Origin of the sequence: Pseudomonas sp. OIL-1 (assembly GCF_010669185.1) — a bacterium.
Taxonomy (GTDB): Bacteria; Pseudomonadota; Gammaproteobacteria; order Pseudomonadales; family Pseudomonadaceae; genus Halopseudomonas; species Halopseudomonas profundi.
In genome coordinates this window covers 2,857,636-2,880,245 of sequence record NZ_CP048629.1, presented here as the reverse complement: position 1 = coordinate 2,880,245, position 22,610 = coordinate 2,857,636, and the positions used below count along the sequence as shown (strand labels likewise).

Sequence of the window (22,610 nt, the reverse complement as noted above, 5' to 3'; positions counted from 1 at the left end):
CAACGGGTTAACGTCAACGGAGGCTCTGCAGATACCCGATCAAGGCGGTCAGTTCGCCTGGCTCGAGCATTGTCGGCGGCATCAAGACCCCCGGCTTGATGCCCTGCGGATCGGATATCCAACCACCAAGATGGCCTGCCGTATTGGGTCGCGCTCCAGCGGCGAGCGTCAGGCGAGAGCCGAAATGGGTCAGATCTGGCGCAGGTACCGGTTTATCCCTGGCTGCAGTCCGGGCCTTGCTCAAGCTGCGGACGTCAGCAGAAAGCGGATTCTTGCTGTCAGTCTTGACTGCGTTCGCCAGAGCCGGCGGCGTAACGCCGCGAATCACATGGCAGCTAGCGCAGCCAGCGGAAACAAAGGCTTCTCGACCACGCCGCAGCATAGGTGAATCCGCCCGACGCGCGGGCTGCGCCTGCTGCGCGAGCCAGGTTTCGAATTCTGCTGCCGATTGAGCGATCACCCTGAAGCCCATCAGCGCGTGCTGCGTGCCGCAGAACTCTGCGCATTGGCCATGAAAGGTGCCGGCTCGCCTGGCGGTAAACCAGCTGCTGTTGGTCTGGCCGGGTACCAAGTCGGTCTTGCCGTGGAGGTTGGGCACCCAAAAGCTATGGATCACATCTTCGGAGGTCAGCGACAATCGTACCGGCCTATCCACTGGCACATGGATTTCATTGGCAGTGGTGGCGATCAGTTCGCCCTGGGAATCCCGATAGCGGATCTCCCACCACCAGCGCCAACCGATGACTTCGATATGCAACGCGCCATCCGGTGGCCTGGATGAGATGTTATTGCCCAGAAACAGGCTACCTGCCACCAGTGCGATCAGCACCGCCAACGGGACGGCCACGCCAGCGGCGATTACCAGGTTGCGACTGGCAAGATGAGATAACCGATGCTCTTGTCGCCGCGCGCGCCACAAACCCAGTGCAAGAATCAACATCACCGCGACAAAGATCAGGCAGCCTCCGACCAACATCGCCATCCATAACGAAGCAATACCGGCGGCCTGATCGCTGGCGGGCACAAGCGCTGTCTGATTGGGCGGGCTGGCTATCGAGGATTCGGCTACCAATGCCGCCGCCAACACCAGTACGTTCCGGCATCGGAACGTCATAGGGCGCGTTCGGAGCTGATGGGCCAGCGATCATGACCCGTTGCGACAAGAAAACAGATGACTGCGATGTTGATGGCGGCTACCTCCATAACGACCAGGGCGCCTGTTGTTACCGTTACGCTCGCTGGAGCTGCCTGACTGCGGGGTATCGGCCACTCAACCTCAGCTGACCGGTTCTGGCTCCCTCGGTAATACCTGGTTTCTGATTATGCTGCGATCAGTCTCCCTTTGGGACAGTGATCGTCTCGATTGATTCCGATCTCCGCCGACGCCCACCCTCATCTGAGCAGACGGCACAGGGCAAGTGCGACCATTCAACAGCCTTCCTGGAACTCAGAGGATTTGCAGCCCTTCGCATTTGTAGTCTCCGATAAACGTGTCGTCTTTCAATATTGTTCCGTCCAGATTGAAGCAGAACAGATAGCTCTCGGTGCGATCGCCAATCTCGACACTTTTAAGGGCGACGCATTCGTCCGGATGCCCCGGCAGAAGCTTGAAGGACGAAACACCGCGTTCAGGCACGCGCTCACCTACCGCGATGACGCGGATATCACTGAAGTCTTCGTTTGCGATCAGCAGCTTGTTGTTGCCCCGCTCCCGCTCGTCAATGGTTTCATCGAACGGCTCTGAAGACACCTTGCGCGGAAAGAACAGCCATTCCCGGCGATAGGGATGCCACTCGGCAGCCTCATGGATGACATAGCCATGCTCGCCAACCTGCAACGCCTCACGCATCCTCTGGTAACGCTCACGCCAGTCGACGCTCTTGAGACCGTAATTGCGATCCAATACCTTGACCCATTCCTCGGTCGGCTTCTTGCCGTGGCTGCCGACGACCAGGTCATCGTCTTGAAGTGTCGCCCATTCCGATTTGAAGCCCTTGAATTCCTCGTCCCCACTCCCGATCATGAGGATATGCCTGGGCACAAGCTGATTCTTGTCACGCACCTCACATACCAGCCCGGTACGATCATCAAAGGTAACCAGACGTTTGCCGAACATCACCAGCTCGGAAAACTCCGCACCACGGCCAGCCTCGGCTATCAAGCTCATTAGCTGATATTCGCCGCCTTGCGCAGCGGGTACATCTTCGAATGTGAATTCCACCTTGCCGGTAGCGGGATCCAGGTTCCGGTAGAGGCGGTCATAGCGCAGCGTGGACTGCCATGCGTGCTGCCCACCCTCCAGTGCTATCCGGGAAGCATGGTCCTCGTCGACAATGATCGCCAGCGTATATTCCCGTGCTGAGCTGTCGTAGCGTTCGATACGTGCTACATCGGCGCGTAAAGTTTCCATATGGACCACTCCTGATGGTGAGCCTGATCGGCTGTGGACTCGGGACGATGACATACCGTGGGGTCTAGGGAAGCTAGGACCGCCGGGCTCAGCGCAGAGTTTCATTCGAGGCGTATCGCTCACACCCGCGCAGGGTCAGATTCTGATGAGCGCCAGCGATTTTCCGGAACTTGCAGAGCCAGTCAGTGACGTAAAATAATGGGCAGTCCGAAACCGGAACATAAGGCTTGCTGACAGAGGACTCGCCCCGCGCTCCAACGAAACGAGGAGACACCAGATGAACAGAAAAGACCTAATCACTGCTTGCAGGTGCTGCAGTTCTGTCTGCTTCAGCGTGGGCACAGGATCCGCAACAGATGCCGGACGACAGCTGGATAAGCATCAGCGGCACGGTCGAAGCCGTCAGCCCCAACGCATTCACTCTCGATTACGGCGACGCCACGGTCATCGTGGAAATGGATGACAACGATCGGGACGCTGACGGTTACAAACTGGTCACGGGGGATCGTGTCACCGTAGACGGCATGATTGACGACGACTTTTTTGAAGCCACCAGCATCGAAGCAAGTAGCGTTTTCGTGGAAAACATCGGAACCTATTTTTTCGCCAACCCTGTCGATGACGAAACGACGCGCGTACAGCGAACCTTCGCTCCGGTTACCTACCCGATCATAGAAGGCGCCACCTCGATACAGGGGACGGTCACCGCCATAGACCGCGAAGACGAAACCTTCCAGATCAGCACCGGGACCCGGCTAATCACCGTCGCAGTGGACGAGATGACTAACAATCCGCTGGACGATGAGGGTTACCAACAACTTGAAACGGGAGACGAGGTTGTTGCCACTGGCACCCTCGATGACAGGTTCTTCGAAGGGCGCGTATTCATAGCCGATTACGTAACCACCATGGCCAACCGGCAATAACACCGCCGGGCTTGTCCCGACAACAAACTGACTCGATGAACGGTTTTACCGCCTCGCTGTCAGTAGCAGTGAGAGCAATCCAATAACTCTCCAATCGAGGATAAATCATGAACCTAGTAACCAGAACATTCCTGTTGAGTATCACCCTGCTGTTTGCTGTTGCCGGTTGCAACACCATGGAAGGCGCGGGCCAGGACATCGAAGCGGCGGGCGAAGGCATTGAGGAAGAATCACGCGAGAATCGCAACTACTGAAATGTATTAGTAGCTGCTAAGGACCTGGCCCCGCCATAGGGGCCGAGTCTTTTGAGTCATCCCCATGACTTCCTGAGCTACTGTTCGGTTGCACAGGAGCAACGTCCCGGCATTACCCATAATCACCTTGTCTGATGCGTTAACGCAACGCTCGGCACCATGCCTGCCATACCCCCGCCCGTCCCCTTCTGCTATCATCGCCCCCCTTTCATCAGCTAACCGGAAAGTACCCAAACGCCCATGTCTCAGAATGCCAGCCAACGCCAGATTCTTGTAACCAGCGCCCTGCCCTATGCCAACGGTTCGATCCATCTGGGGCATATGCTCGAGTACATTCAGACCGATATGTGGGTGCGTTTTCAGAAGCTGCGCGGTCATCAGTGCATTTACGTGTGTGCCGATGACGCCCATGGCTCGGCCATCATGTTGCGTGCCGAAAAGGAAGGCATCACGCCTGAGCAGCTGATCGACAACGTGAAAGCGGAGCATTCTGCCGATTTCGCCGATTTTCTGGTGGATTTCGACAATTATCATTCCACGCATTCGGAAGAGAATCGCGAGCTGTCTTCGCTTATATATGAAAGATTGAAAGACGCTGGCCATATCAGCACCCGCTCGGTGACCCAGTATTTTGATCCCGAGAAGAAGATGTTCCTGGCTGACCGGTTCATCAAGGGCACGTGCCCCAAATGTGCTGCTGAAGACCAGTATGGTGACAACTGCGAGAAGTGCGGCGCTACCTACGAGCCGACCGAACTGAAGGAGCCGCGCTCGGCCATCTCCGGTACCACCCCGGTACTGCGCGACTCCAAGCATTTCTTCTTCCGCCTGCAGGACTTCTCCGACATGCTCAAGCAATGGACCCGCGGCGGGGCCTTGCAGGAGTCAGTGGCAAACAAGATTTCCGAATGGCTGGATTCAGGTCTTCACGAATGGGATATCAGCCGTGACGCGCCCTATTTCGGTTTCGAGATTCCAGGCGAGCCGGGCAAGTATTTTTACGTATGGCTGGATGCGCCGGTCGGCTACATGGCCAGTTTCAAGAATCTGTGCGCGCGCCGTCCAGAACTGAGCTTCGAAGCCTTCTGGGGCGCCGACTCCACCGCCGAGCTGTATCACTTCATCGGCAAGGACATCATCAACTTTCACACGCTGTTCTGGCCGGCGATGCTCGAGGGGGCGGGTTTCCGCAAGCCTACTGCGGTCAACGTGCACGGTTACCTGACGGTCAACGGACAGAAGATGTCCAAATCCCGGGGCACGTTCGTCAAGGCGCGCACCTACCTTGAGCACCTGTCGCCTGAATACCTGCGCTACTACTACGCGTCCAAGCTGGGCCGCGGCGTGGAAGATCTGGATCTGAGCCTTGAAGATTTCGTCCAGAAGGTCAATTCCGATCTGGTCGGTAAGGTAGTCAACATCGCCAGCCGCTGTGCGGGCTTCATCCATAAGGGCAACGGAGGCGTGATGGTCGCGGCGAACCCCGCTCCTGAGCTGACCGAGGCCTTTGCCAAGGCCGCGCCCGGCATTGCCGATGCCTATGAGAAACGTGACTTTGCCCGGGCCATGCGCGACATCATGGGGTTGGCGGACAGGGCCAATGCCTACATTGCCGATAAAGCGCCCTGGGCATTGAACAAGCAGGAAGGCAAGCAGAGTGAAGTGCAGGCGATCTGCTCGCTGGGCATCAACCTGTTCCGTCAGCTGGTGATTTTTCTCAAGCCGGTCCTGCCGCACCTTGCGACCGATGCCGAGGCGTTCCTCAACGTGCCCGAGCTGACCTGGAAGAGCCACGAAACACTGCTCGCCGATCACCAGTTGAATCCGTTCAAGCCGTTGCTTACGCGCATCGAGCCGGCCAGAATCGAAGCCATGGTCGAAGCATCCAAAGAAGACCTGGAAGCGGCCACTACCGAACAGGCTGCCGCAGCTACAGTAGCCACCGGCAATGGCGAATTGACCAAGGAGCCGATTGGCGACGAGATCGATTTCAATACGTTCGCCGCCGTTGATCTGCGCATTGCACTGATCGAGAAATGCGAATTTGTTGAAGGCGCGGACAAACTGCTGCGCCTGACGCTTGATATCGGCGATGCCAAGCGCAACGTATTCTCAGGTATCAAGAGCGCCTATCCCGACCCGAGCAAACTCGAAGGTCGCCTGACGCTTTACGTAGCCAACCTGGCGCCGCGGAAGATGAAGTTCGGTGTATCTGAAGGAATGGTACTGGCGGCGGGGCCCGGCGGCGAAGAAATCTACCTGCTCAGTCCCGATACGGGCGCCAAGCCGGGACAGCGGGTCAAATAAGGGCTGGAAGCTGGAACGGAGAGATCGGCGTTGTTGGCTGGTTTTTTGCGCTCGTTCGGGCGACGAAGGACAGTGGACATAGAAGAATACGGGATGCCTGCTGAGAGGGACCTGATTCACAGCGTGTCCTGGACAGGCCGGCAGTAACGCGGCCAGGGCACGATAGGCGACCTGACCCATGTTTCCCAGCGACTTCAAACACGGTTAGATGACATGACGGAATTTGCTCTGATCCTGGTCAGTACCATACTGGTCAACAACTTCGTACTGGTGCAGTTTCTCGGGCTCTGTCCATTCATGGGCGTGTCCGGCAAGCTGGAAACGGCCATCGGCATGTCAATGGCGACGACCTTCGTGCTGACGCTGGCGTCGATTCTCAGTTACCTCACGTTCCAGTACATTCTGGTGCCCTTCGAGCTGGAGTTCCTGCGCACCATCTCTTTCATTCTGGTGATTGCCGTCGTCGTGCAGTTCACCGAGATGGTGGTGCACAAGACCAGCCCGCTGCTGTATCGCGTGCTGGGCATCTTCCTGCCGCTGATCACCACCAACTGCGCCGTGCTCGGCGTAGCGCTGCTGAACACCAACCGCGCCGAACAGACCTTCATGAAGTCAGCCTTCTACGGCCTCGGCGCAGCGGTCGGCTTTTCCATGATCCTGATCCTGTTTGCTGGCCTGCGTGAGCGCATCGCCATCGCCGACGTGCCGACACCTTTCCGCGGTGCGGCCATCGGCATGATCACCGCAGGCCTGATGTCCCTGGCGTTCATGGGCTTCACCGGACTCATAAGGTTATAAGCATGGGCATTGTCGTTACAGCCATCCTTGTACTGCTTGGCCTGGCGCTGATATTCGGCGCAATCCTCGGTTACGCCGCGATTCGCTTCAAGGTTGAAGGGGATCCCATCGTCGACCAGATCAACGCCGTGCTACCGCAAACACAATGCGGCCAGTGTGGTCATCCCGGCTGCAAGCCCTACGCTGAAGGCATCGCCAACGGTGGCGAGCCGATCAACAAATGCCCGCCCGGCGGTGAAGCCACCATCCAGGCGCTGGCTGATCTGCTTGACGTTGAACCACTGCCGCTGGATGCCGAGCACGGCGAAGAGAAGCCGCGCATGGTTGCGTATATTCGCGAAGCCGAATGCATCGGCTGCACCAAATGCATCCAGGCGTGCCCGGTCGACGCGATACTCGGCGCCGCCAAACAGATGCATACCGTCATCGTTGATGAATGCACCGGTTGCGACCTGTGTGTCGAACCCTGCCCGGTGGACTGCATCGACATGTTGCCGCTGCCGACTACACCGCAAAACTGGAAGTGGGATTATCCGTTGCCTGGCAAAACCCTGATCGCCACCGACGCCCAGCGAGGCGCCGCATGACCCAAGCTACGCCGATCAAGATCTGGGATATTCCCGGTGGCATCCATCCGCCTGAAAACAAGCACCAGTCCACTGCCAACGGGCTTGAAGTTGCGCCATTGCCGGCACGCCTGATCCTCCCGCTACAGCAGCATATCGGCGCGCGTGCCGAACCCGTCGTCAGCGTTGGTGACAGGGTGCTTAAAGGCCAGCTCCTGGCCGAAGCCAACGGGCTGGTCAGCTGCCCGCTGCATGCTCCGACCTCCGGCACTGTCAGTGCCATCGGGCCCGCGCCCTACCCCCACGCCTCCGGGCTGGAAGAATGGGCGATTACGCTCGAGAGCGATGGCCAGGATGAATGGACTGACCTTGAGCCGATCAGTGATTTTCGGGCACTGGAATCCGCGCCCCTGCTGGAGATGATCCGTCTGGCCGGCATCAGTGGTCTGGGCGGTGCGGGCTTTCCGACTGCAGTCAAGATCAATGCGCGACCGGAGCAGAAGATTCACTCGCTCATCATCAACGGCACCGAATGCGAGCCCTACATCACTGCCGACGATACGGCGATGCGCTACAAGGCGACGGAGATCGTGGCCGGTATCGAAATCCTCAGGCACATCCTGCACCCCGAGGAAGTACTGGTCGGCATCGAAGACAACAAGTCTGAAGCCATCGCCGCGATGCGTGAAGCGGTAGGCGAGCGTGACATACGCATCGTCCCCTTTCCGACCAAATATCCCTCCGGTGGCGAGAAACAGCTGATCCAGATCCTGACCGGCAAGGAAGTACCCAGCGGCGGGCTGCCTGCCGACATCGGCATGGTCTGTCAGAACATCGGCACGCTATTGGCTATTCACGATGCGATCATCCTCGGCCAGCCATTGATCAAGCGCATAACCACGCTGACCGGTGAAGCCCTGACGCATCCCACCAATGTCGAGGCGCTGATCGGAACGCCGATCCGCGATCTGCTCGAATTTGCCGGCCTGCAACCGGACCGGTTGTATCGACTGGTCATGGGCGGCCCGATGATGGGCTTTACCCTGCAGAGCATGGACGCCCCTGTCATCAAGACCAGCAATTGTCTGCTCGCCGGCACGCTCGAAGAATTACCGCCGCCGCCCGTCGCGCAGCCCTGCATACGCTGCGGTCTGTGCTCCGAAGCCTGCCCGGCAATGCTGCTGCCGCAACAGCTGCACTGGTTTGCGCTGGGCAAGGAATACGACCAGCTCAAACGCCTGAACCTGTTTGATTGTATTGAATGCGGCTGCTGTTCCTATGTGTGTCCCAGCAGCATTCCGCTGGTTCAGTACTACCGTGCGAGCAAGTCTGAAATCCGCGCCCTGGAACTGCAGCAGCACAAGGCCGAGCATTCCAAACAGCGTTTCGAGCAGCGCCAGCAGCGTTTGCAACGCGAAGCCGAGCAAAAGGAAGCCGACCGCAAGGCCCGCGCCGACAAGGCCGCACGCATGAAAGCCGCCAAGGAAGCCGGAACAGCCTCGCCTGACACCCCTGCTCCAGCCGAACCGGACGTTGCCCGCGTAACAGCGCAAAAGCCAGCGGGCCTGAACGCCGAGCAGAAACAACTGAAGATTGCCGCTGCCACGGCGCAGATGGCTTTGAAGAAAGCCCAGAAGCAGGTCGCAGCCAATCCGGACAACGCGGAGCTCAAGGCACAGGTGCCGGTGCTGGAGCAGGCCTGGCGCGAGGCGCAGCAGCGCTTCGATGCCAGCCTTGGTGAAGCCTCGGTAAAAGCCACGCCGGCACCTTCGGCCGGAGCCGATGACGAAACCAAACGGCTGAAGATTGAAGCCGCCATGCTGCGGGCCAGCCTGAAAAAGGCTGAGCGCGCTGCCGGCGATACGCCAACCGAAGAGCAGGAAAAGGAAATCTATGCCCTGCGCGAGCAGGTCGCGGTAGCCGAAGCGCGTCTGCCCAAGGAAACCGCAGCGAAAAAACCGGTGGACGAAAACCTGAAAAAGGCCAAGCTTGACGCAGCAATGGCCAAGGCCGCGCTGAAGAAAGCCGAGCGCGCACAGGCTGACAATATGGATGACCCCGCGTTACAGGAAGAAGTGGAACGCTGCCGGGACGTATTGACCGAGGCCCTGCACACACTTGAGCAGGCGGAGGCCAATACCAGCCAGCCTGTACCGGAGCGTGAACGTGTCGACAAGAAACCCATCGATGAAGCAACGCGTCAGCGCAAAACCGAGCTGGCCATGGCCAAGGCAGCTTATAAAAAAGCCGAGCAATCCCTGAAACAGGCGCAGGAAGCCAACGCCGATACTGGTGCAGCGCAGGCTGAGCTGGATCGCACCAAAGAAGCGTTGAACACGGCCGCCAAGGCCCTGGCCGAACATATGGCCAGCAAGGAGACTGACTGATGGCGCTGGTTCGCATGACTTCGCCCCACGCACGGGGCAACAACCGCACCCAGACCATCATGCTCTGGGTGGTTGCGGCGACCTTGCCCGGCGTGCTGGCCATGACCTGGTTCTTTGGCTTCGGCACGCTGATCAATATCATTCTGGCCAGTGTTGTTACCCTCGGCGTTGAGGCGTTGATTCTCAGATTACGCAAACGGCCGGTGTCGTTCTTCGTCACGGACGGCAGCGCACTGGTAACGGCCTGGCTACTGGCGCTGGCGTTACCACCCTTGTCGCCGTGGTGGCTTGTCGTAATCGCCGCCAGCTTCGCCATCGTGTTCGGTAAACAGCTGTACGGTGGACTGGGGCAGAATCCCTTCAACCCGGCCATGCTCGGTTACGCCGTAGTGCTTATATCCTTTCCGGTGGAGATGACCTCCTGGCCAGCCTGGCGCGGCATCGAACAAAGCGTCCCCGACGTCTCCGCCACGCTCGGCCTGCTTGACGCGCTACGCCAGGTATTCGGCTTCTCCGCCCAGGCAATCGATGGTTGGGCGCATGCCACCCCGCTGGATATCCTCAAGACCAACAGCGGGCTGACCATCAACGAACTCGCTACCAGCCAACCCGTGTTCGGAACGCTGGGCGGGAATATCTGGGAGTGGATCAACCTGGCCTATCTGGCCGGCGGGCTGTTGTTGATCTACAAGCGCATTGTGTCCTGGCATGCGCCGTTGGGCATGCTGACTGCGCTGGCGATCATGAGTTTGCTGTTCTGGGGCGGTAGCGGCTCCGATTCGAACGGCTCCCCCATGTTTCACCTGTTCAGTGGTGCGACCATGCTCGGTGCATTCTTCATCGTTACTGATCCGGTGTCCTGCGCCACCAGCAAACTGGGCCGGATAGTCTTCGGCGCCGGTGTCGGCGTGCTGGTCTATGTGATTCGCGCCTGGGGCGGCTATCCCGATGCGGTGGCCTTCGCCGTTCTGCTGATGAACCTCACCGCCCCGACCATCGATTACTACACCACTCCGCGCACCTATGGCCATCGCAAGGCCGAGCGCGGCATGGGCAAGGTTGACTGATATGGAAAATCCAGCCACAGCCGGCCACTCGGTGGCGCGCAACAGCATCATCCTGGGCATCTTTGCCATGGTCACTGTCGGTCTGATTGCAGTGACCCAGCAGAGTACCGCTGACCGTATCGCGGAAGAAATACGCCGCGCGCAGATGAGCGCGCTGACTGAAATCCTGCCCGACGAGCAGCATGACAATGACATGCTCAACGACACTTTCGTGGTGGATGATCGGGAGTTTCTGAATCTGCGCGGCCCTGCTGAAGCCTATCGCGGCAGGCAGGACGGGGAAGTCGTCGCGGTCATCCTGCCGGTGGTTGCGCCGGATGGATACAGCGGACGTATCGATTTGCTGGTCGGCATTCGCGCTAACAGCGAGCTGGCCGGAGTGCGTGTTCTCAATCACCGGGAAACCCCTGGCCTGGGGGACAAGGTCGAGCTTGCAAAGAGCGAGTGGATCCTGAGCTTTGACGGCAAGAGCCTGAGCATGCCTGCCCCGGAGAACTGGGGTGTGCGCAAGGACGGCGGCGCCTTTGACCAGTTCACCGGCGCAACCATCACACCGCGCGCCGTGGTGCAGGCCGTTTATCGCGCGTTGCAATATTTCGATGAAAACCGCGACAGCCTGCTTGAGCTGTCCAACCAGGAGCCTGCCAATGGCTAGCACCAAGTTTTCCGATATCACCGCTGACGGCTTGTGGCACAACAATCCCGGGCTGGTTCAATTGCTGGGCCTGTGCCCGCTGCTCGGCGTGAGTAGCACCGCCGTCAATGCGCTGGGACTGGGCATCGCTACCATACTGGTACTGACCGGCTCAAACCTCGCCGTATCGATCATCCGCAGCGCCGTAACCGATGCGGTGCGACTGCCCGCCTTCGTCATGATCATTGCCGCACTGACCACCTGCGTCGAATTACTGATGCAGGCCTTCACTTACGAGCTGTACCAGATCCTTGGCATCTTCATTCCGCTTATTGTGACCAACTGCGCCATCCTTGGCCGGGCTGACGCCTACGCGGCCAAGCATCCGGTGCTGCCCTCGTTGCTCGACGGCTTCATGATGGGCCTCGGCTTTGCCCTGGTGCTGTTGGTACTGGGATCACTGCGCGAGCTGATCGGCTACGGCACGCTATTCAGCGGCATGGACCTGCTATTGGGGCCGTTCGCAGCTGACTGGCGCATCGTCGTGTTCCCCAACTACAAGGAAGTGCTGTTCGTTATCCTGCCGCCAGGTGCCTTCGTCTTCATGGGTTTGCTGATCGCGTTGAAAAACACTATCGATGCCAAGGTCGCGGAGCGCGCCGCAGCACAGGCAGCGCAGCCGGCAGCCGGTGGCAAACGCGTGCGAGTGACCGGAACGATTGGATGAACAAAGCCAAACGCTACGAAATATTCCGGCGCCTGCGCGAAGACAACCCGAACCCCACCACCGAGCTGGAGTTCACCACACCCTTTGAACTGCTGGTGGCGGTAACCCTATCAGCGCAGGCAACCGATGTCGGCGTCAACAAGGCGACCGCTAGGCTGTTCCCGGTCGCCAACACGCCTGAGGCCATCCATGCCCTGGGCGTGGAGGGCCTTTCCGAGTACATCAAGACCATCGGCCTGTACAACACCAAGGCGCGCAATGTCATCGCCGCCTGCAAGATGTTGATTGATCTTCATGGTGGCCAGGTCCCAGAGGATCGCGCTGCGCTGGAAGCCCTGCCCGGTGTCGGACGCAAGACCGCCAACGTGGTTTTGAACACGGCCTTTGGGCATCCGGAAATGGCGGTGGACACGCATATCTTTCGGGTCAGTAACCGAACGCGCATCGCCCCGGGGAAGAACGTGGTCGAGGTAGAGAAGCAGCTGCTCAAACACGTGCCCAGGGAATTTCTGGTCGATGCGCACCATTGGCTTATTCTCCACGGTCGCTACGTATGCAAGGCGCGCAAGCCACTGTGCGGTAGCTGCCGCATCGAAGATCTCTGCGAATACAAGGCAAAGACCGAGGACTAGCCGGCCTTTTGGTCCTTTTCTTCCGGTTTGATTGAAAAATTCTATTTCCGCTGATCGCAGCCAGCCGCTATAAGGTGCGCAAATGGCATCTTCATAGTGGAGTTGAGTCATGGCCAAAGCGAAAGTTGAACTGGAACTGGATGATGATGATTTTGTCGAGGAGGATGACGCGCCAGAGACTGACTCAGCGCCGAATTCCAAGGCAAGTCTGACCAAACGGCGTCTGATCGATAATTATCTTGAGGAACGCCGACTGCAGAAACAGTTGACCGATTACGACTTCGAATAACGTACAGGCGGAAGGGCTCACCCCCTTCCGCTTTTGTTTCCAGGCGCACCCTACCCGCCCCGGCCTCGCGCTGCGCTGCCGCACACGGCCTCTATTCTCGCGGTGCTGACCCGCATTCCGGCGATTAGTGAAGCCAATCGCACCCATTGTTGTTTTCTTTTTGCTTGTCCGGCTGCCAACCCCTAGTATCACCTCATCAAGAATGATTCTTATTCATTACGAGGTGTTCCATGGTCAAGACAATCACTTTTGCGCTAATGCATTTCTCCATCGCGTTCTGCGTGGTCTACGCCATGACCGGTAGCTGGTTGCTGGGGGGTGCGGTTGCGCTTGTTGAACCAGCTGTGAATACTGTTGCCTATTACTTCCATGAACGGCTCTGGCAGCGGATTGAATATCGCAAGCTGTTGCGCAGGGAGAGGACCTCTCAGCCGATGATGCATGCCTGATCAACATACCGGTTGGCCCAGGGTCTGCTGACGTTTCGCAACTGCAGGACGAAACGACGACGGCCTGACCGAAAGAGGACGCATTCGAGGCTCTCGTTCGGGTTATAGTCGGCGCATTCAACCGGAAGGAAATATGAAAAGAATCATAGCAACTGCAACCTTGAGTTTTGCGCTGTTCGGAAATTACGCCGCCCAGGCTGAGGACTTCAGCTATAGCGAAGAAAACGCCTTCATGGCGACCATCGCGAGTACGCCGCCGCAGCAGGCGGCGCCCGTTCCCGCAGAAGTCGATGTTCAACAGGACGATTTGTCCGTTCGGGTGTTGCCCGATCGGACCCTCCCGCCCATTCTTTCCGGTTTCCATGAGCTGGATTTCAGGCTAGCGTGGCAGGACCAACCGGCTCCCTTGATGTTCCTGATTGCCGGCACGGGTTCCGGTTTCGATACTGCCCGCATGGACTATCTGAAGCGGGTTTTCTGGCAAGCCGGCATGCATGTGATTGTGCTGTCCTCGCCGACAAATCATGACTTCATAGCCGCCGCATCGCGTTCCGGCTTGCCCGGTCTCGGTCGGCGCGACGCACGTGATTTGCATACCGCCATGTCCATGGCTGTCGAGGAAGCCCGCGAAGCCAAGGGCATTGAAATCACCGAATACCATATGGCCGGCTTCAGCCTCGGCGCCCTGAATGCTGCGTTTGTAGGCGAACTGGATCAGCAGCTTGGCCAGTTCGATTTCTCTAAAATCGTGCTGCTGAACCCGCCCGTCGACCTCTACACCTCGGTCACGCGCCTCGACGCCTTGCCCTATACCCGCGTTGAAGGCGTAGACGGCACCGACAGTTTCTACGAGCACATCTTCGATAAGCTTTCGCGCTATTACGCCAGGCGCGGCACTATCGATGTTCAGGCCGGGCTGTTTGCCGACATCCAGGCCTCGGACGACGCCCTGACCGATGCCGAGCTGGCCATGCTGATCGGCGCGGTGTTCCGCTTCGCCGCGGCTGATCTGAGTTTTATGTCGGATGTGATTACCCAGGGCGGCCTTTACGTCCCGGTCGACCAGAAGCTCAAGGTCAGTACCTCGCTGACGCCTTACCTGCGCCAGGCACTGTTCTGCAATTTCAGGTGCTACATGGAGACCCAGCTGTATCCCGACTGGCAAACACGTAACGCTGAACAGAGCATCGAAGACATGTCGCAGGAATCCAGCCTGCGCAGCATTGAAGACTATCTGCGGGACAATTCCGATATCGCCGTGGTGACCAATGCTGACGACTTCATTCTCACCGGCGAGGATTATCAGTACCTTGTGCAGCTATTTGGCGAACGGGCATTCCTGTATCCACGTGGCGGACATGGCGGCAATCTTCAACACAAGGACGTCGTGGCGCGCATTCTTTCCTTCGTGGAGGGCACCCCTAATGAATAAGTTAGCAACTGCGGGTGTACTCGCCCTTTTGGCTACCACCGGCGTTCAGGCTCAACCCACCGAAGCGCCGCAATATCATGATCCGCTGGACAGTCTGGAGATCAATCGCGAAGCCACCGAATACCAGTTCGAACGCTCAAGCCTGCGCGCGCTGGAGGTGCAGGACCCTATCGAAGGGTTCAACCGTCGAGTCTATCGCTTCAATGCGCGCTTCGATGAGTATGTGTACCTGCCGGTCGTTCGAGGATATGTGTGGGCAACGCCGCGCTTCGTTCGCACCGGCGTTTCGAACGTTTTCAGCAACCTGGGTGATGTGTCTAATCTGGCCAACAGTCTTGCGCAGGGTCGTATTCAGAAAAGCGCGCGCACCACATCAAGATTGCTGCTGAACACGACGCTCGGCGTTCTGGGAATTTTCGATGTAGCCAAGGCAATGGGGCTGCCCCAGGAATCAGAGGATTTCGGCCAGACACTGGGGACCTATGGCGTACCGCCCGGCCCTTATCTGGTCATCCCTTTCCTCGGACCCTCTTCCCTGCGTGACGGCACGGGGCGTCTGGGAGACTGGGCCATTCAGGATGAGGTTGATTTCCTCAATAACCGCGAGCACAAGAACGAACACAAGTGGCCCTACGGGTTGCAGGCCGTCGATCTGCGCTACCGGACGCCTTTCCGCTATGGTGCGCTGGACAGCCCCTTCGAGTACGACCAGGTTCGCTATCTGTATACCAAGTTGCGCGAGCTGCAGATCAGTCAGTAGGGCCAGGTTGCGCCGGTGCGCCGGCGCAGCGTGTTAATTCAGCCGGACCTCCAAAATACTGCCCTTCCACCGCCCGAACGCCCGCGAAAAACCAGCTAACAACTCTGACCTGGCCCTTCCAGCTTCAAGCTTCTAGCCTCCATCTTTTGGCCCTACCCCACCCGAAAGATGATGTGATCCTCCCAATCATCCTCATCCACCGCGTCCTCAGCCAGCATCCGCCCCGCCTGCGAGATGCCAACCTTGTGTACCGCCTGGCGGTCACCACACACCAGATGATGCCACGGCGGCAGATCATCGCCCTCGGCTACCAGTCGGTACCCACAGGTCGGCGGCAGCCAGCCGAAGTCCTTGGCATCCCTGGGCGTTAACTGAATGCAATCCGGCACCTGCTTGCGCCGGTTCGCGTAGTCACTGCACTGACAGCTTTCCCGATCCAGCAGCTTGCACGCGACGCGGGTGTAATAGATTGCGGCGGGGTCGTCCTCGTCCTCCAGCTTCTGCAAACAACACAGACCGCAGCCGTCACACAGAGATTCCCATTCCTGCTGATCCATCTCGGCAAGCGTCTTGCGCTTCCAGAAGTCTCTTACGCGCTGCGCCATGTCTCAGGCCTCCTCGCCGATCACATGGGACAACCACAGCATCAGCTGCTCGAAACTCACCGGCCAGTCGAGTTCGTCGCCTGTGTCTTCGCGTTTAAGCACAGGGATACGCAGCTGGTAACGCTCCATCAACGCCGGGTCCTCGGTGATATCCACCTCGTTAACCCGCACGCCGTTGCCTGCAAAGGGCTGCAACAGTGCAGCCGCAGCCTCGCATAGATGACAGGCGGCGGTGCCGTACAGAGTAATGGTCAGCGCAGAGGACATGACGGATCCGGGGTTTATGGCAAAGCCGGCTATTCTACTCCGGATTGCCGGCGCGCTAAATCCCGGCCGACGCTTGGCAGTCCCACGGTCATGTCACATACTCCGGGCAAATACGGGGAGAACGGAATGGATTGGGAAACACTGCTGTGCCGGGAACGCCTCGGCAAACCGGTTGCAAGCTCTGATGAACTGGGGCGTACGCCCTTTCACAAGGACCATGACCGGGTCATTTTCTCTGGTGCCTTTCGCCGGCTCGGCAAGAAAACCCAGGTCCATCCGGTCTCCAGCAATGACCATATTCATACACGTCTGACCCACAGCCTGGAAGTCGGCTGTGTCGGTCGCTCACTCGGGATGCGCGTAGCCGAAATGCTGCGCAGCGAGTTGCCCGAATGGTGTGAACCCGCAGACATCGGCGTCATTGTCCAGGCTGCCTGCCTCGCGCACGATATCGGTAACCCGCCCTACGGACACTCCGGAGAGGATGCGATCCGGCACTGGTTCCATCAGGCCGCGGCTCAGGGCTGGCTGGATCCGCTGACCGACGCGCAGAAACTGGATTTTCTGAACTTCGAGGGCAATGCTCAGGGATTTCGCGTGCTGACGCAACTGGAATATCACCAGTTCGAGGGTGGCATGCGACTGACCTACGCCACGCTCGGCGCCTATCTGAAGTATCCATGGACCTCGCGTTACGCTGACAGTCCCGGGTACAAAAAACACAAGTTCGGCTGTTATCAGGGCGAGTTCGCGCTGCTCGAACAAATCGCCGCCAAGCTCGGCCTGCCCGCCCAGGACGAGCACAGCTGGGCGCGGCATCCGTTGGTCTATCTGGTCGAGGCAGCAGACGATATCTGCTACGCACTCATCGACCTGGAGGACGGCCTCGAAATGGAGTTGCTGGCGTATTCCGAAGTAGAGGGGCTGCTGCTGGATCTGGTCGGCGACGACCTGCCGGAGACCTACCGCCTGCTCGGCCCTAAGGATTCAACCCGCCGCAAACTGGCGATACTGCGCGGCAAGGCGATCGAGCATCTGGTCAATGCAGCCGCCGAAGCCTTCGTCGACCAGCAACCTGCCCTGCTCGCTGGCGAATTGCCCGGCGACCTGGTCGAACACATGCCCGCCAAGGCGCGCCATTGTGTGCTGGAAGCCAAGAGCATTGCACGCAAGAAGATATTCCAGGACAAGCGCAAGACACTGCATGAGATCGGCGCCTACAGCACACTGGAAACGCTGCTTGACGCCTTCTGCGGCGCCGTCAACGAACTACACACTGGCACGCATCTTAGCTTCAAGCATGAGCGCATCCTCGATCTGATGGGCAACAACGCGCCACGTCAGGATTGGGACCTGTACAGCAGCTATATGCGAGTCATCGACTTCATCGCCGGGATGACCGATTTGTATGCAGCAGATATCGCGGCGCGGATTCGGGGGATCAATCCGGGGTAGCTGGCGGCAAACCCGGGAAATCCCCCCTAGCCCGCCTTTTTCAAAGTGGGGAACTTGATCGTGCCAGCCGGGCAGATATGTGTCTGAGCGAGACCTGTGCGGCCGGCAATAATGAAAACCTGCAACTGCTCAAATCGACCCCAACAGAAAAGCTGCTGAAGGGATCTCTGAGGACGGCAACGGACACTAGCCACTGGCAATAACGAAATCGTCCCCGACAAAAAACTGCTGATAAATCTGTCGATACGGCAGCGACCACCCGAGCACAAGCAATAACTAAACCCGCAGCCGCGCGAACCAGTCCCCCCTTTGACAAAGGGGGCTAGGGGCATTCGGGTTTGCCCGGTTTACGCTCAGCGTACGGGTTATCCGTCCTGAGCCGCTGCAGCAGCTGATCAACCAGTACCAGATGCGCAGTGATCGCATGGGTAGCAGTCTGGAAGTAGGTTGCCGCGCGAAGCGTTTTGTCCTCTTCGGCTGCCAGCATCCGGTCCACAAGCTCGAGCAATCGGTCCAGACAATCTTCGGCCTCCTGCACTTGGGTTGCCATCACCTGGCGTAACTGCGGGTCGGCGTGCAGTTGTGCGAGCGGCAGATAAGCCTGGCCTGCAATCCGTATACGCAGCGCCTCCAGCTCAGTGCGCAGCGCTGAATCACTTCCGCGACGTACGATGGTGCCCGTGCCGATTGCGCGGGCCTGGCCCAGTAGCTCGGTGTGCTCGAGCAACTGCAGCCAACACCCGACAGGCTGCGTGGCGAGACCGCCGAGGCATTCGAGGTCATGCCGACCTGCGATGCCCCTGATGACTTCGAGCAATAGCGCTAGCATCCGATTGTGCAATCGCAGGCCAGCTTCTGCACTGATCTCATGTTCCTGTGCGCTTTCAATCTGTACCCACTGAGCCAACGCCTGCCGCCAGCCCGGATAGCATTGCAAGCTGCGCTCATGCGCTCGACAACGTTCCAGTTGAGCGAAAATCTCCTGGTGGACTGCCCAGCGTCGCGCCTGCCAACTCCCCTCGCCCGACATTTCGCCAAAGCTTAACCCGCGATGCTGCTGCACCAGCTCCAGCAACTGCCGCAGGCAAGCTATACGCTCGAGTTCATGCACGCAGGCCTGGCCGCGCTCGTGCAGACGCTTACGACGCGACCGCACGAGCAACGAAACTGCCAGAAGAATCAGGAGAGCGAGCGCAACAGTACCGAGGAACATGTTTGCGCTCCCGGGAGGGCTCAGGACGCGTTCGGTGTTTCCGAACGACCAGAGAGTAACTCGATGCGGTATCCGTCCGGATCCTCGACGAAGGCCAGCACGCTGGTGCCATGCTTCATCGGGCCCGGCTCGCGGACGATCTTGCCGCCGGCTTCGCGGATCTGCTCACAGGCCTTATAGACATCATGCACTTCGATAGCGATATGCCCGTAACCGGTACCCAGCACGTAATGATCGGTGTCCCAGTTGTGGGTGAGTTCGAGAACGGCATTCTCTGCTTCGTTGCCATAACCGACAAAGGCCAGAGTGAATCGACCTTCGGGAACATCCTTGCGACGCAGCAGTGTCATACCCAGCACCTCGGTGTAGAAGGCAATGGATTTGTCCAGGTTACCGACGCGAAGCATGGTGTGTAAGATGCGCATAGAATCTCCTTCGGAGCCTCGCTAAAGGCTTAGGGCTGGAAAGCTTGAAGCTGGAAGACACCCTTCGTGCCAGCACGGCTATCATCCCCCAGCCTACAGCCTCAAGCAGTGTTTACGGCTTTACAGTAATTGACGGCCCTTGCCAGCAGCGATACGCATGCGCAGCGCATTCAGCTTGATAAAGCCAGCTGCATCAGCCTGATCGTAGGCGCCGGCGTCGTCTTCAAAGGTCGCTATGGCGGCATCGAACAATGAGTCGTCAGACTTGCGGCCGGTAACAATGACGTTACCCTTGTAGAGCTTCAGACGCACTACACCGTTCACGTGGATCTGCGATGCATCAATCATCTGCTGCATCATGACGCGCTCCGGGCTCCACCAGAAACCGTTGTAGATCAGCTCGGCATACTTGGGCATCAGGCTGTCTTTCAGGTGGGCAACTTCACGATCCAGCGTGATCGACTCGATCGCACGGTGCCCTTTGAGCATGATGGTGCCACCGGGGGTTTCATAGCAGCCGCGGGATTTCATGCCGACGAAACGGTTTTCGACGATATCCAGACGGCCGATGCCGTTTTCGCCGCCAACCTTGTTCAGGTAGGCCAGCACTTCGGCCGGGCTCATCTGTTTGCCATCAATGGCGACGATGTCACCCTTGCTGTAGGTCAGTTCGATGTAGGTCGGAGTATCCGGCGCGGCTTCTGGCGACTTGGTCCAGCGCCACATGTCTTCTTCGTGCTCGGCCCAGGTATCTTCCAGCACGCCGCCTTCATAGGAGATGTGCAGCAGGTTGGCATCCATCGAGTAAGGCGATTTCTTCTTGCCGTGGCGCTCAATCGGAATGTCGTGCTTGGCTGCATAATCCATGAGTTTTTCGCGGGACAACAGATCCCATTCGCGCCAGGGAGCGATAACCTTGACGCCGGGCTTGAGGGCATAGGCGCCGAGCTCAAAACGCACCTGATCGTTGCCCTTGCCGGTAGCGCCATGGGAAATGGCGTCTGCGCCCGTTTCGTTGGCGATTTCGATAAGACGCTTGGCGATCAGCGGTCGGGCAATGGAGGTGCCCAGCAGGTACTCACCTTCGTAAACGGTGTTGGCGCGGAACATGGGGAACACGAAATCACGCACGAACTCTTCGCGCAGGTCATCAATGTAGATTTCCTTGACGCCCATGGCCTGGGCCTTGGCGCGGGCCGGCTCGACCTCTTCGCCCTGGCCGAGATCGGCCGTGAAGGTAACCACTTCGCAATCGTGAGTGTCCTGCAACCACTTGAGAATTACCGACGTATCCAGTCCGCCCGAATAGGCCAGGACGACTTTTTTCACATCAGTCATTACGCGCTCCCTTGAAGGTTCATTTCCGTCGCCGCTGAGAGCGCCGGTCAAAGGCGCTATTCTAGCGCCCGGCAGCGAGGAATCACAGCGCGGATGCCGATCAAAGCACCATGACCGCCAGCCAGCCGAAGGCAATCAGTGGCAGGTTGTAATGCAGGAAGGTCGGCACCACGGTGTCCCAGATGTGGTTGTGCTGGCCATCCACGTTGAGACCGGCGGTCGGCCCCAGCGTTGAATCCGACGCTGGCGAGCCCGCATCACCCAGGGCCGCGGCTGTACCGACCAGCGCGACAATCGCCAGCGGACTGAAACCCAGCTGCAACGCCAGCGGCACGTAGATGGCCGCAATGATGGGAATGGTCGAGAATGAAGAGCCGATACCCAGGGTGATCAGCAGCCCGACCAGCAACATCAGCAGCGTCGCCAGCCCCTTGCTGTTACCGATCATGTCAGCGGAGCTCGCCACCAGCGTCTCGATCGAACCGGTGGCACGCATGACTTCGGCAAAGCCGGCCGCAGCAATCATGATGAAGCCAATCATCGCCATCATTTTCATGCCTTCGGTGAAGACATCGTCCGCTTCACGCCAGCGCACCACGCCGGACACGGAAAAGATCACAAAGCCGGTGAGCGCACCAATAATCATCGAATCAAGCAGCAACTGCACAACGAAGGCAGCGGCCACAGCAAGCAGAGCGACAACCAGCGAAAGCGGGTTATAGCTTACGCTCTCCCCGCCGGTTTGCTCGATCCGCGAGGTGTCGTAGCTGCGCGGGCGGCGGTAACTGATGAAGATTGCCACCAGCAAGCCACACAACATGCCCAGCGCCGGCAAGCCCATCGCCTGCATGACGTTGACCTCGCTGACATCGGCGCCGCTCTCGGTGAGATTGGCCAGCAGGATGTCATTCAGAAATATCCCGCCGAAACCCACAGGTAGAAACATATAAGGGGTGATCAGACCAAAGGTCAGCACGCAGGCCACCAGCCGGCGGTCCAGATTCAGCCTGGCCATGACCATCAGCAGTGGCGGGATCAGCAGCGGAATGAAGGCGATATGGATCGGGAGTATGTTCTGGGACGATAACGCCACCGCCAGAATGACACCCAGCAACATGATTTTGAGCAGACCGTGGCCCGTTTCGCTTCGCTGGTTGATCATGCCCAGTGCGCGGTCAGCCAGTGCATGAGCGAGACCGGATTTGGCGATCGCCACAGCGAAGGCGCCGAGCAATGCGTAACTCAGGGCCACGTTGGCGCCTTTGCCCAGACCGTTCTGGAAAGCTTCCAGCGTTACCTCAAGCCCCAGCCCGCCCACCAGCCCGCCGGTTACCGCCCCGAGGATGAGTGCGACTACTACGTGCACCCTGCACAAGCTCAGCACCAGCATCACTGCAACAGCTACGACTACGGCATTCATCGTTGGAGTTCCTGTATTTGATTGCAGACTGCCAGACCGGCGCTGGCTGAAGGGCGCGTACTCTGCCGCATAGCCCCAATGCTGTCAAAAAATGACCCCCAAGGTGTTATTTGCGCCATACCCTACCAAAGTCTAATTCCCGCCAGCGAATCAGTGGATCCGTCCCGAGCCAACACGCAAGCGCTCAAGAACAGTGCCTGACGACAACATCTGTACTAACGCCTGCATTCGCAAGAGACAGCCCTATCC

23 protein-coding genes are annotated in these 22,610 nt (G+C 58.7%); 15 read left to right on the top strand and 8 right to left on the bottom strand.

Annotation, left to right across the window (positions count from 1 at the left end):
* Positions 1-13 precede the first annotated feature (13 nt).
* The gene (gene coxB, locus G3M63_RS13405) at positions 14-1,114 is read right to left on the bottom strand and encodes a cytochrome c oxidase subunit II (protein ID WP_163983457.1); all 1,101 of its coding nucleotides are present in this window, start codon (positions 1,112-1,114) and stop codon (positions 14-16) included.
* Positions 1,115-1,447: 333 nt separating this feature from the next.
* The gene (locus G3M63_RS13400; RefSeq protein WP_163983456.1) at positions 1,448-2,410 is read right to left on the bottom strand and encodes a hypothetical protein; all 963 of its coding nucleotides are present in this window, start codon (positions 2,408-2,410) and stop codon (positions 1,448-1,450) included.
* A 356-nt stretch (positions 2,411-2,766) separates the two neighbouring features.
* Between G3M63_RS13400 and G3M63_RS13395 the strand changes: the two genes are divergently transcribed.
* The 14 genes from G3M63_RS13395 to G3M63_RS13330 all read left to right on the top strand — a co-directional run bounded on the left by G3M63_RS13395 (position 2,767) and on the right by G3M63_RS13330 (position 15,638).
* Entirely contained in the window at positions 2,767-3,336 is a 570-nt protein-coding gene (locus G3M63_RS13395; RefSeq protein WP_163983455.1) for a DUF5666 domain-containing protein, read from the top strand.
* Between the two features lie 107 nt (positions 3,337-3,443).
* Positions 3,444-3,590, top strand: coding sequence for an entericidin A/B family lipoprotein (locus tag G3M63_RS13390; RefSeq protein WP_150301104.1), 147 nt, complete (start codon positions 3,444-3,446; stop codon positions 3,588-3,590).
* Positions 3,591-3,830: 240 nt separating this feature from the next.
* On the top strand, positions 3,831-5,897 hold the full coding sequence (gene metG / locus G3M63_RS13385; RefSeq protein ID WP_163983454.1) for a methionine--tRNA ligase: 2,067 nt from the start codon (positions 3,831-3,833) through the stop codon (positions 5,895-5,897).
* Between the two features lie 213 nt (positions 5,898-6,110).
* A complete protein-coding gene (gene rsxA, locus G3M63_RS13380) occupies positions 6,111-6,695 on the top strand; it encodes an electron transport complex subunit RsxA (RefSeq protein WP_150301102.1) in 585 nt (194 codons plus the stop codon).
* 2 nt (positions 6,696-6,697) lie between these two features.
* Positions 6,698-7,282, top strand: coding sequence for an electron transport complex subunit RsxB (rsxB, locus tag G3M63_RS13375; protein ID WP_150301101.1), 585 nt, complete (start codon positions 6,698-6,700; stop codon positions 7,280-7,282).
* The gene (rsxC, locus tag G3M63_RS13370; RefSeq protein ID WP_163983453.1) at positions 7,279-9,648 is read left to right on the top strand and encodes an electron transport complex subunit RsxC; all 2,370 of its coding nucleotides are present in this window, start codon (positions 7,279-7,281) and stop codon (positions 9,646-9,648) included. The genes rsxB and rsxC overlap by 4 nt, the downstream gene beginning before the upstream one ends.
* Positions 9,648-10,715, top strand: a complete 1,068-nt coding sequence (gene rsxD, locus G3M63_RS13365; RefSeq protein WP_163983452.1) for an electron transport complex subunit RsxD — start codon at positions 9,648-9,650, stop codon at positions 10,713-10,715. Before rsxC ends, rsxD begins: the two co-directional genes overlap by 1 nt.
* Position 10,716: 1 nt before the next feature.
* Positions 10,717-11,370: an electron transport complex subunit RsxG gene (gene rsxG / locus G3M63_RS13360; protein WP_150301098.1), complete on the top strand. Its 654-nt coding sequence runs from the start codon at positions 10,717-10,719 to the stop codon at positions 11,368-11,370.
* Positions 11,363-12,076: an electron transport complex subunit E gene (locus tag G3M63_RS13355; protein WP_150301097.1), complete on the top strand. Its 714-nt coding sequence runs from the start codon at positions 11,363-11,365 to the stop codon at positions 12,074-12,076. The genes rsxG and G3M63_RS13355 overlap by 8 nt, the downstream gene beginning before the upstream one ends.
* Entirely contained in the window at positions 12,073-12,708 is a 636-nt protein-coding gene (gene nth, locus G3M63_RS13350; protein WP_150301096.1) for an endonuclease III, read from the top strand. The genes G3M63_RS13355 and nth overlap by 4 nt, the downstream gene beginning before the upstream one ends.
* 109 nt (positions 12,709-12,817) lie before the next feature.
* A complete protein-coding gene (locus G3M63_RS13345; protein WP_150301095.1) occupies positions 12,818-12,997 on the top strand; it encodes a PA3496 family putative envelope integrity protein in 180 nt (59 codons plus the stop codon).
* A gap of 230 nt (positions 12,998-13,227) precedes the next feature.
* A complete protein-coding gene (locus G3M63_RS13340; RefSeq protein ID WP_150301094.1) occupies positions 13,228-13,446 on the top strand; it encodes a DUF2061 domain-containing protein in 219 nt (72 codons plus the stop codon).
* Between the two features lie 133 nt (positions 13,447-13,579).
* Complete coding sequence (locus tag G3M63_RS13335; protein ID WP_163983451.1) at positions 13,580-14,878, top strand: serine/threonine protein kinase; 1,299 nt, start codon at positions 13,580-13,582, stop codon at positions 14,876-14,878.
* Positions 14,871-15,638 carry a VacJ family lipoprotein gene (locus G3M63_RS13330; protein ID WP_150301092.1) on the top strand — a complete coding sequence of 256 codons (768 nt, stop codon included), beginning with the start codon at positions 14,871-14,873 and terminating at the stop codon, positions 15,636-15,638. The genes G3M63_RS13335 and G3M63_RS13330 overlap by 8 nt, the downstream gene beginning before the upstream one ends.
* 152 nt (positions 15,639-15,790) lie before the next feature.
* Here the strand turns inward: G3M63_RS13330 and G3M63_RS13325 are convergent, their stop codons facing one another.
* On the bottom strand, positions 15,791-16,243 hold the full coding sequence (locus G3M63_RS13325; protein ID WP_150301091.1) for a YcgN family cysteine cluster protein: 453 nt from the start codon (positions 16,241-16,243) through the stop codon (positions 15,791-15,793).
* Between the two features lie 3 nt (positions 16,244-16,246).
* Positions 16,247-16,510, bottom strand: coding sequence for a glutaredoxin family protein (locus tag G3M63_RS13320; protein ID WP_163983450.1), 264 nt, complete (start codon positions 16,508-16,510; stop codon positions 16,247-16,249).
* Positions 16,511-16,636: 126 nt separating this feature from the next.
* Between G3M63_RS13320 and G3M63_RS13315 the strand changes: the two genes are divergently transcribed.
* A complete protein-coding gene (locus tag G3M63_RS13315) occupies positions 16,637-17,965 on the top strand; it encodes a deoxyguanosinetriphosphate triphosphohydrolase (RefSeq protein ID WP_163983449.1) in 1,329 nt (442 codons plus the stop codon).
* 322 nt (positions 17,966-18,287) lie between these two features.
* On the opposite strand, the gene G3M63_RS13310 is transcribed toward G3M63_RS13315, so the two are convergent.
* From G3M63_RS13310 to G3M63_RS13295, 4 genes are all read right to left on the bottom strand, one after another.
* Positions 18,288-19,178, bottom strand: coding sequence for a nitrate- and nitrite sensing domain-containing protein (locus G3M63_RS13310; protein WP_163983448.1), 891 nt, complete (start codon positions 19,176-19,178; stop codon positions 18,288-18,290).
* 20 nt (positions 19,179-19,198) lie between these two features.
* A complete protein-coding gene (gene gloA / locus G3M63_RS13305) occupies positions 19,199-19,603 on the bottom strand; it encodes a lactoylglutathione lyase (protein ID WP_150301087.1) in 405 nt (134 codons plus the stop codon).
* Between the two features lie 120 nt (positions 19,604-19,723).
* Complete coding sequence (locus G3M63_RS13300; protein ID WP_163983447.1) at positions 19,724-20,941, bottom strand: argininosuccinate synthase; 1,218 nt, start codon at positions 20,939-20,941, stop codon at positions 19,724-19,726.
* A 100-nt stretch (positions 20,942-21,041) separates the two neighbouring features.
* Positions 21,042-22,361, bottom strand: a complete 1,320-nt coding sequence (locus tag G3M63_RS13295; RefSeq protein ID WP_163983446.1) for a Na+/H+ antiporter family protein — start codon at positions 22,359-22,361, stop codon at positions 21,042-21,044.
* Positions 22,362-22,610 lie beyond the last annotated feature (249 nt).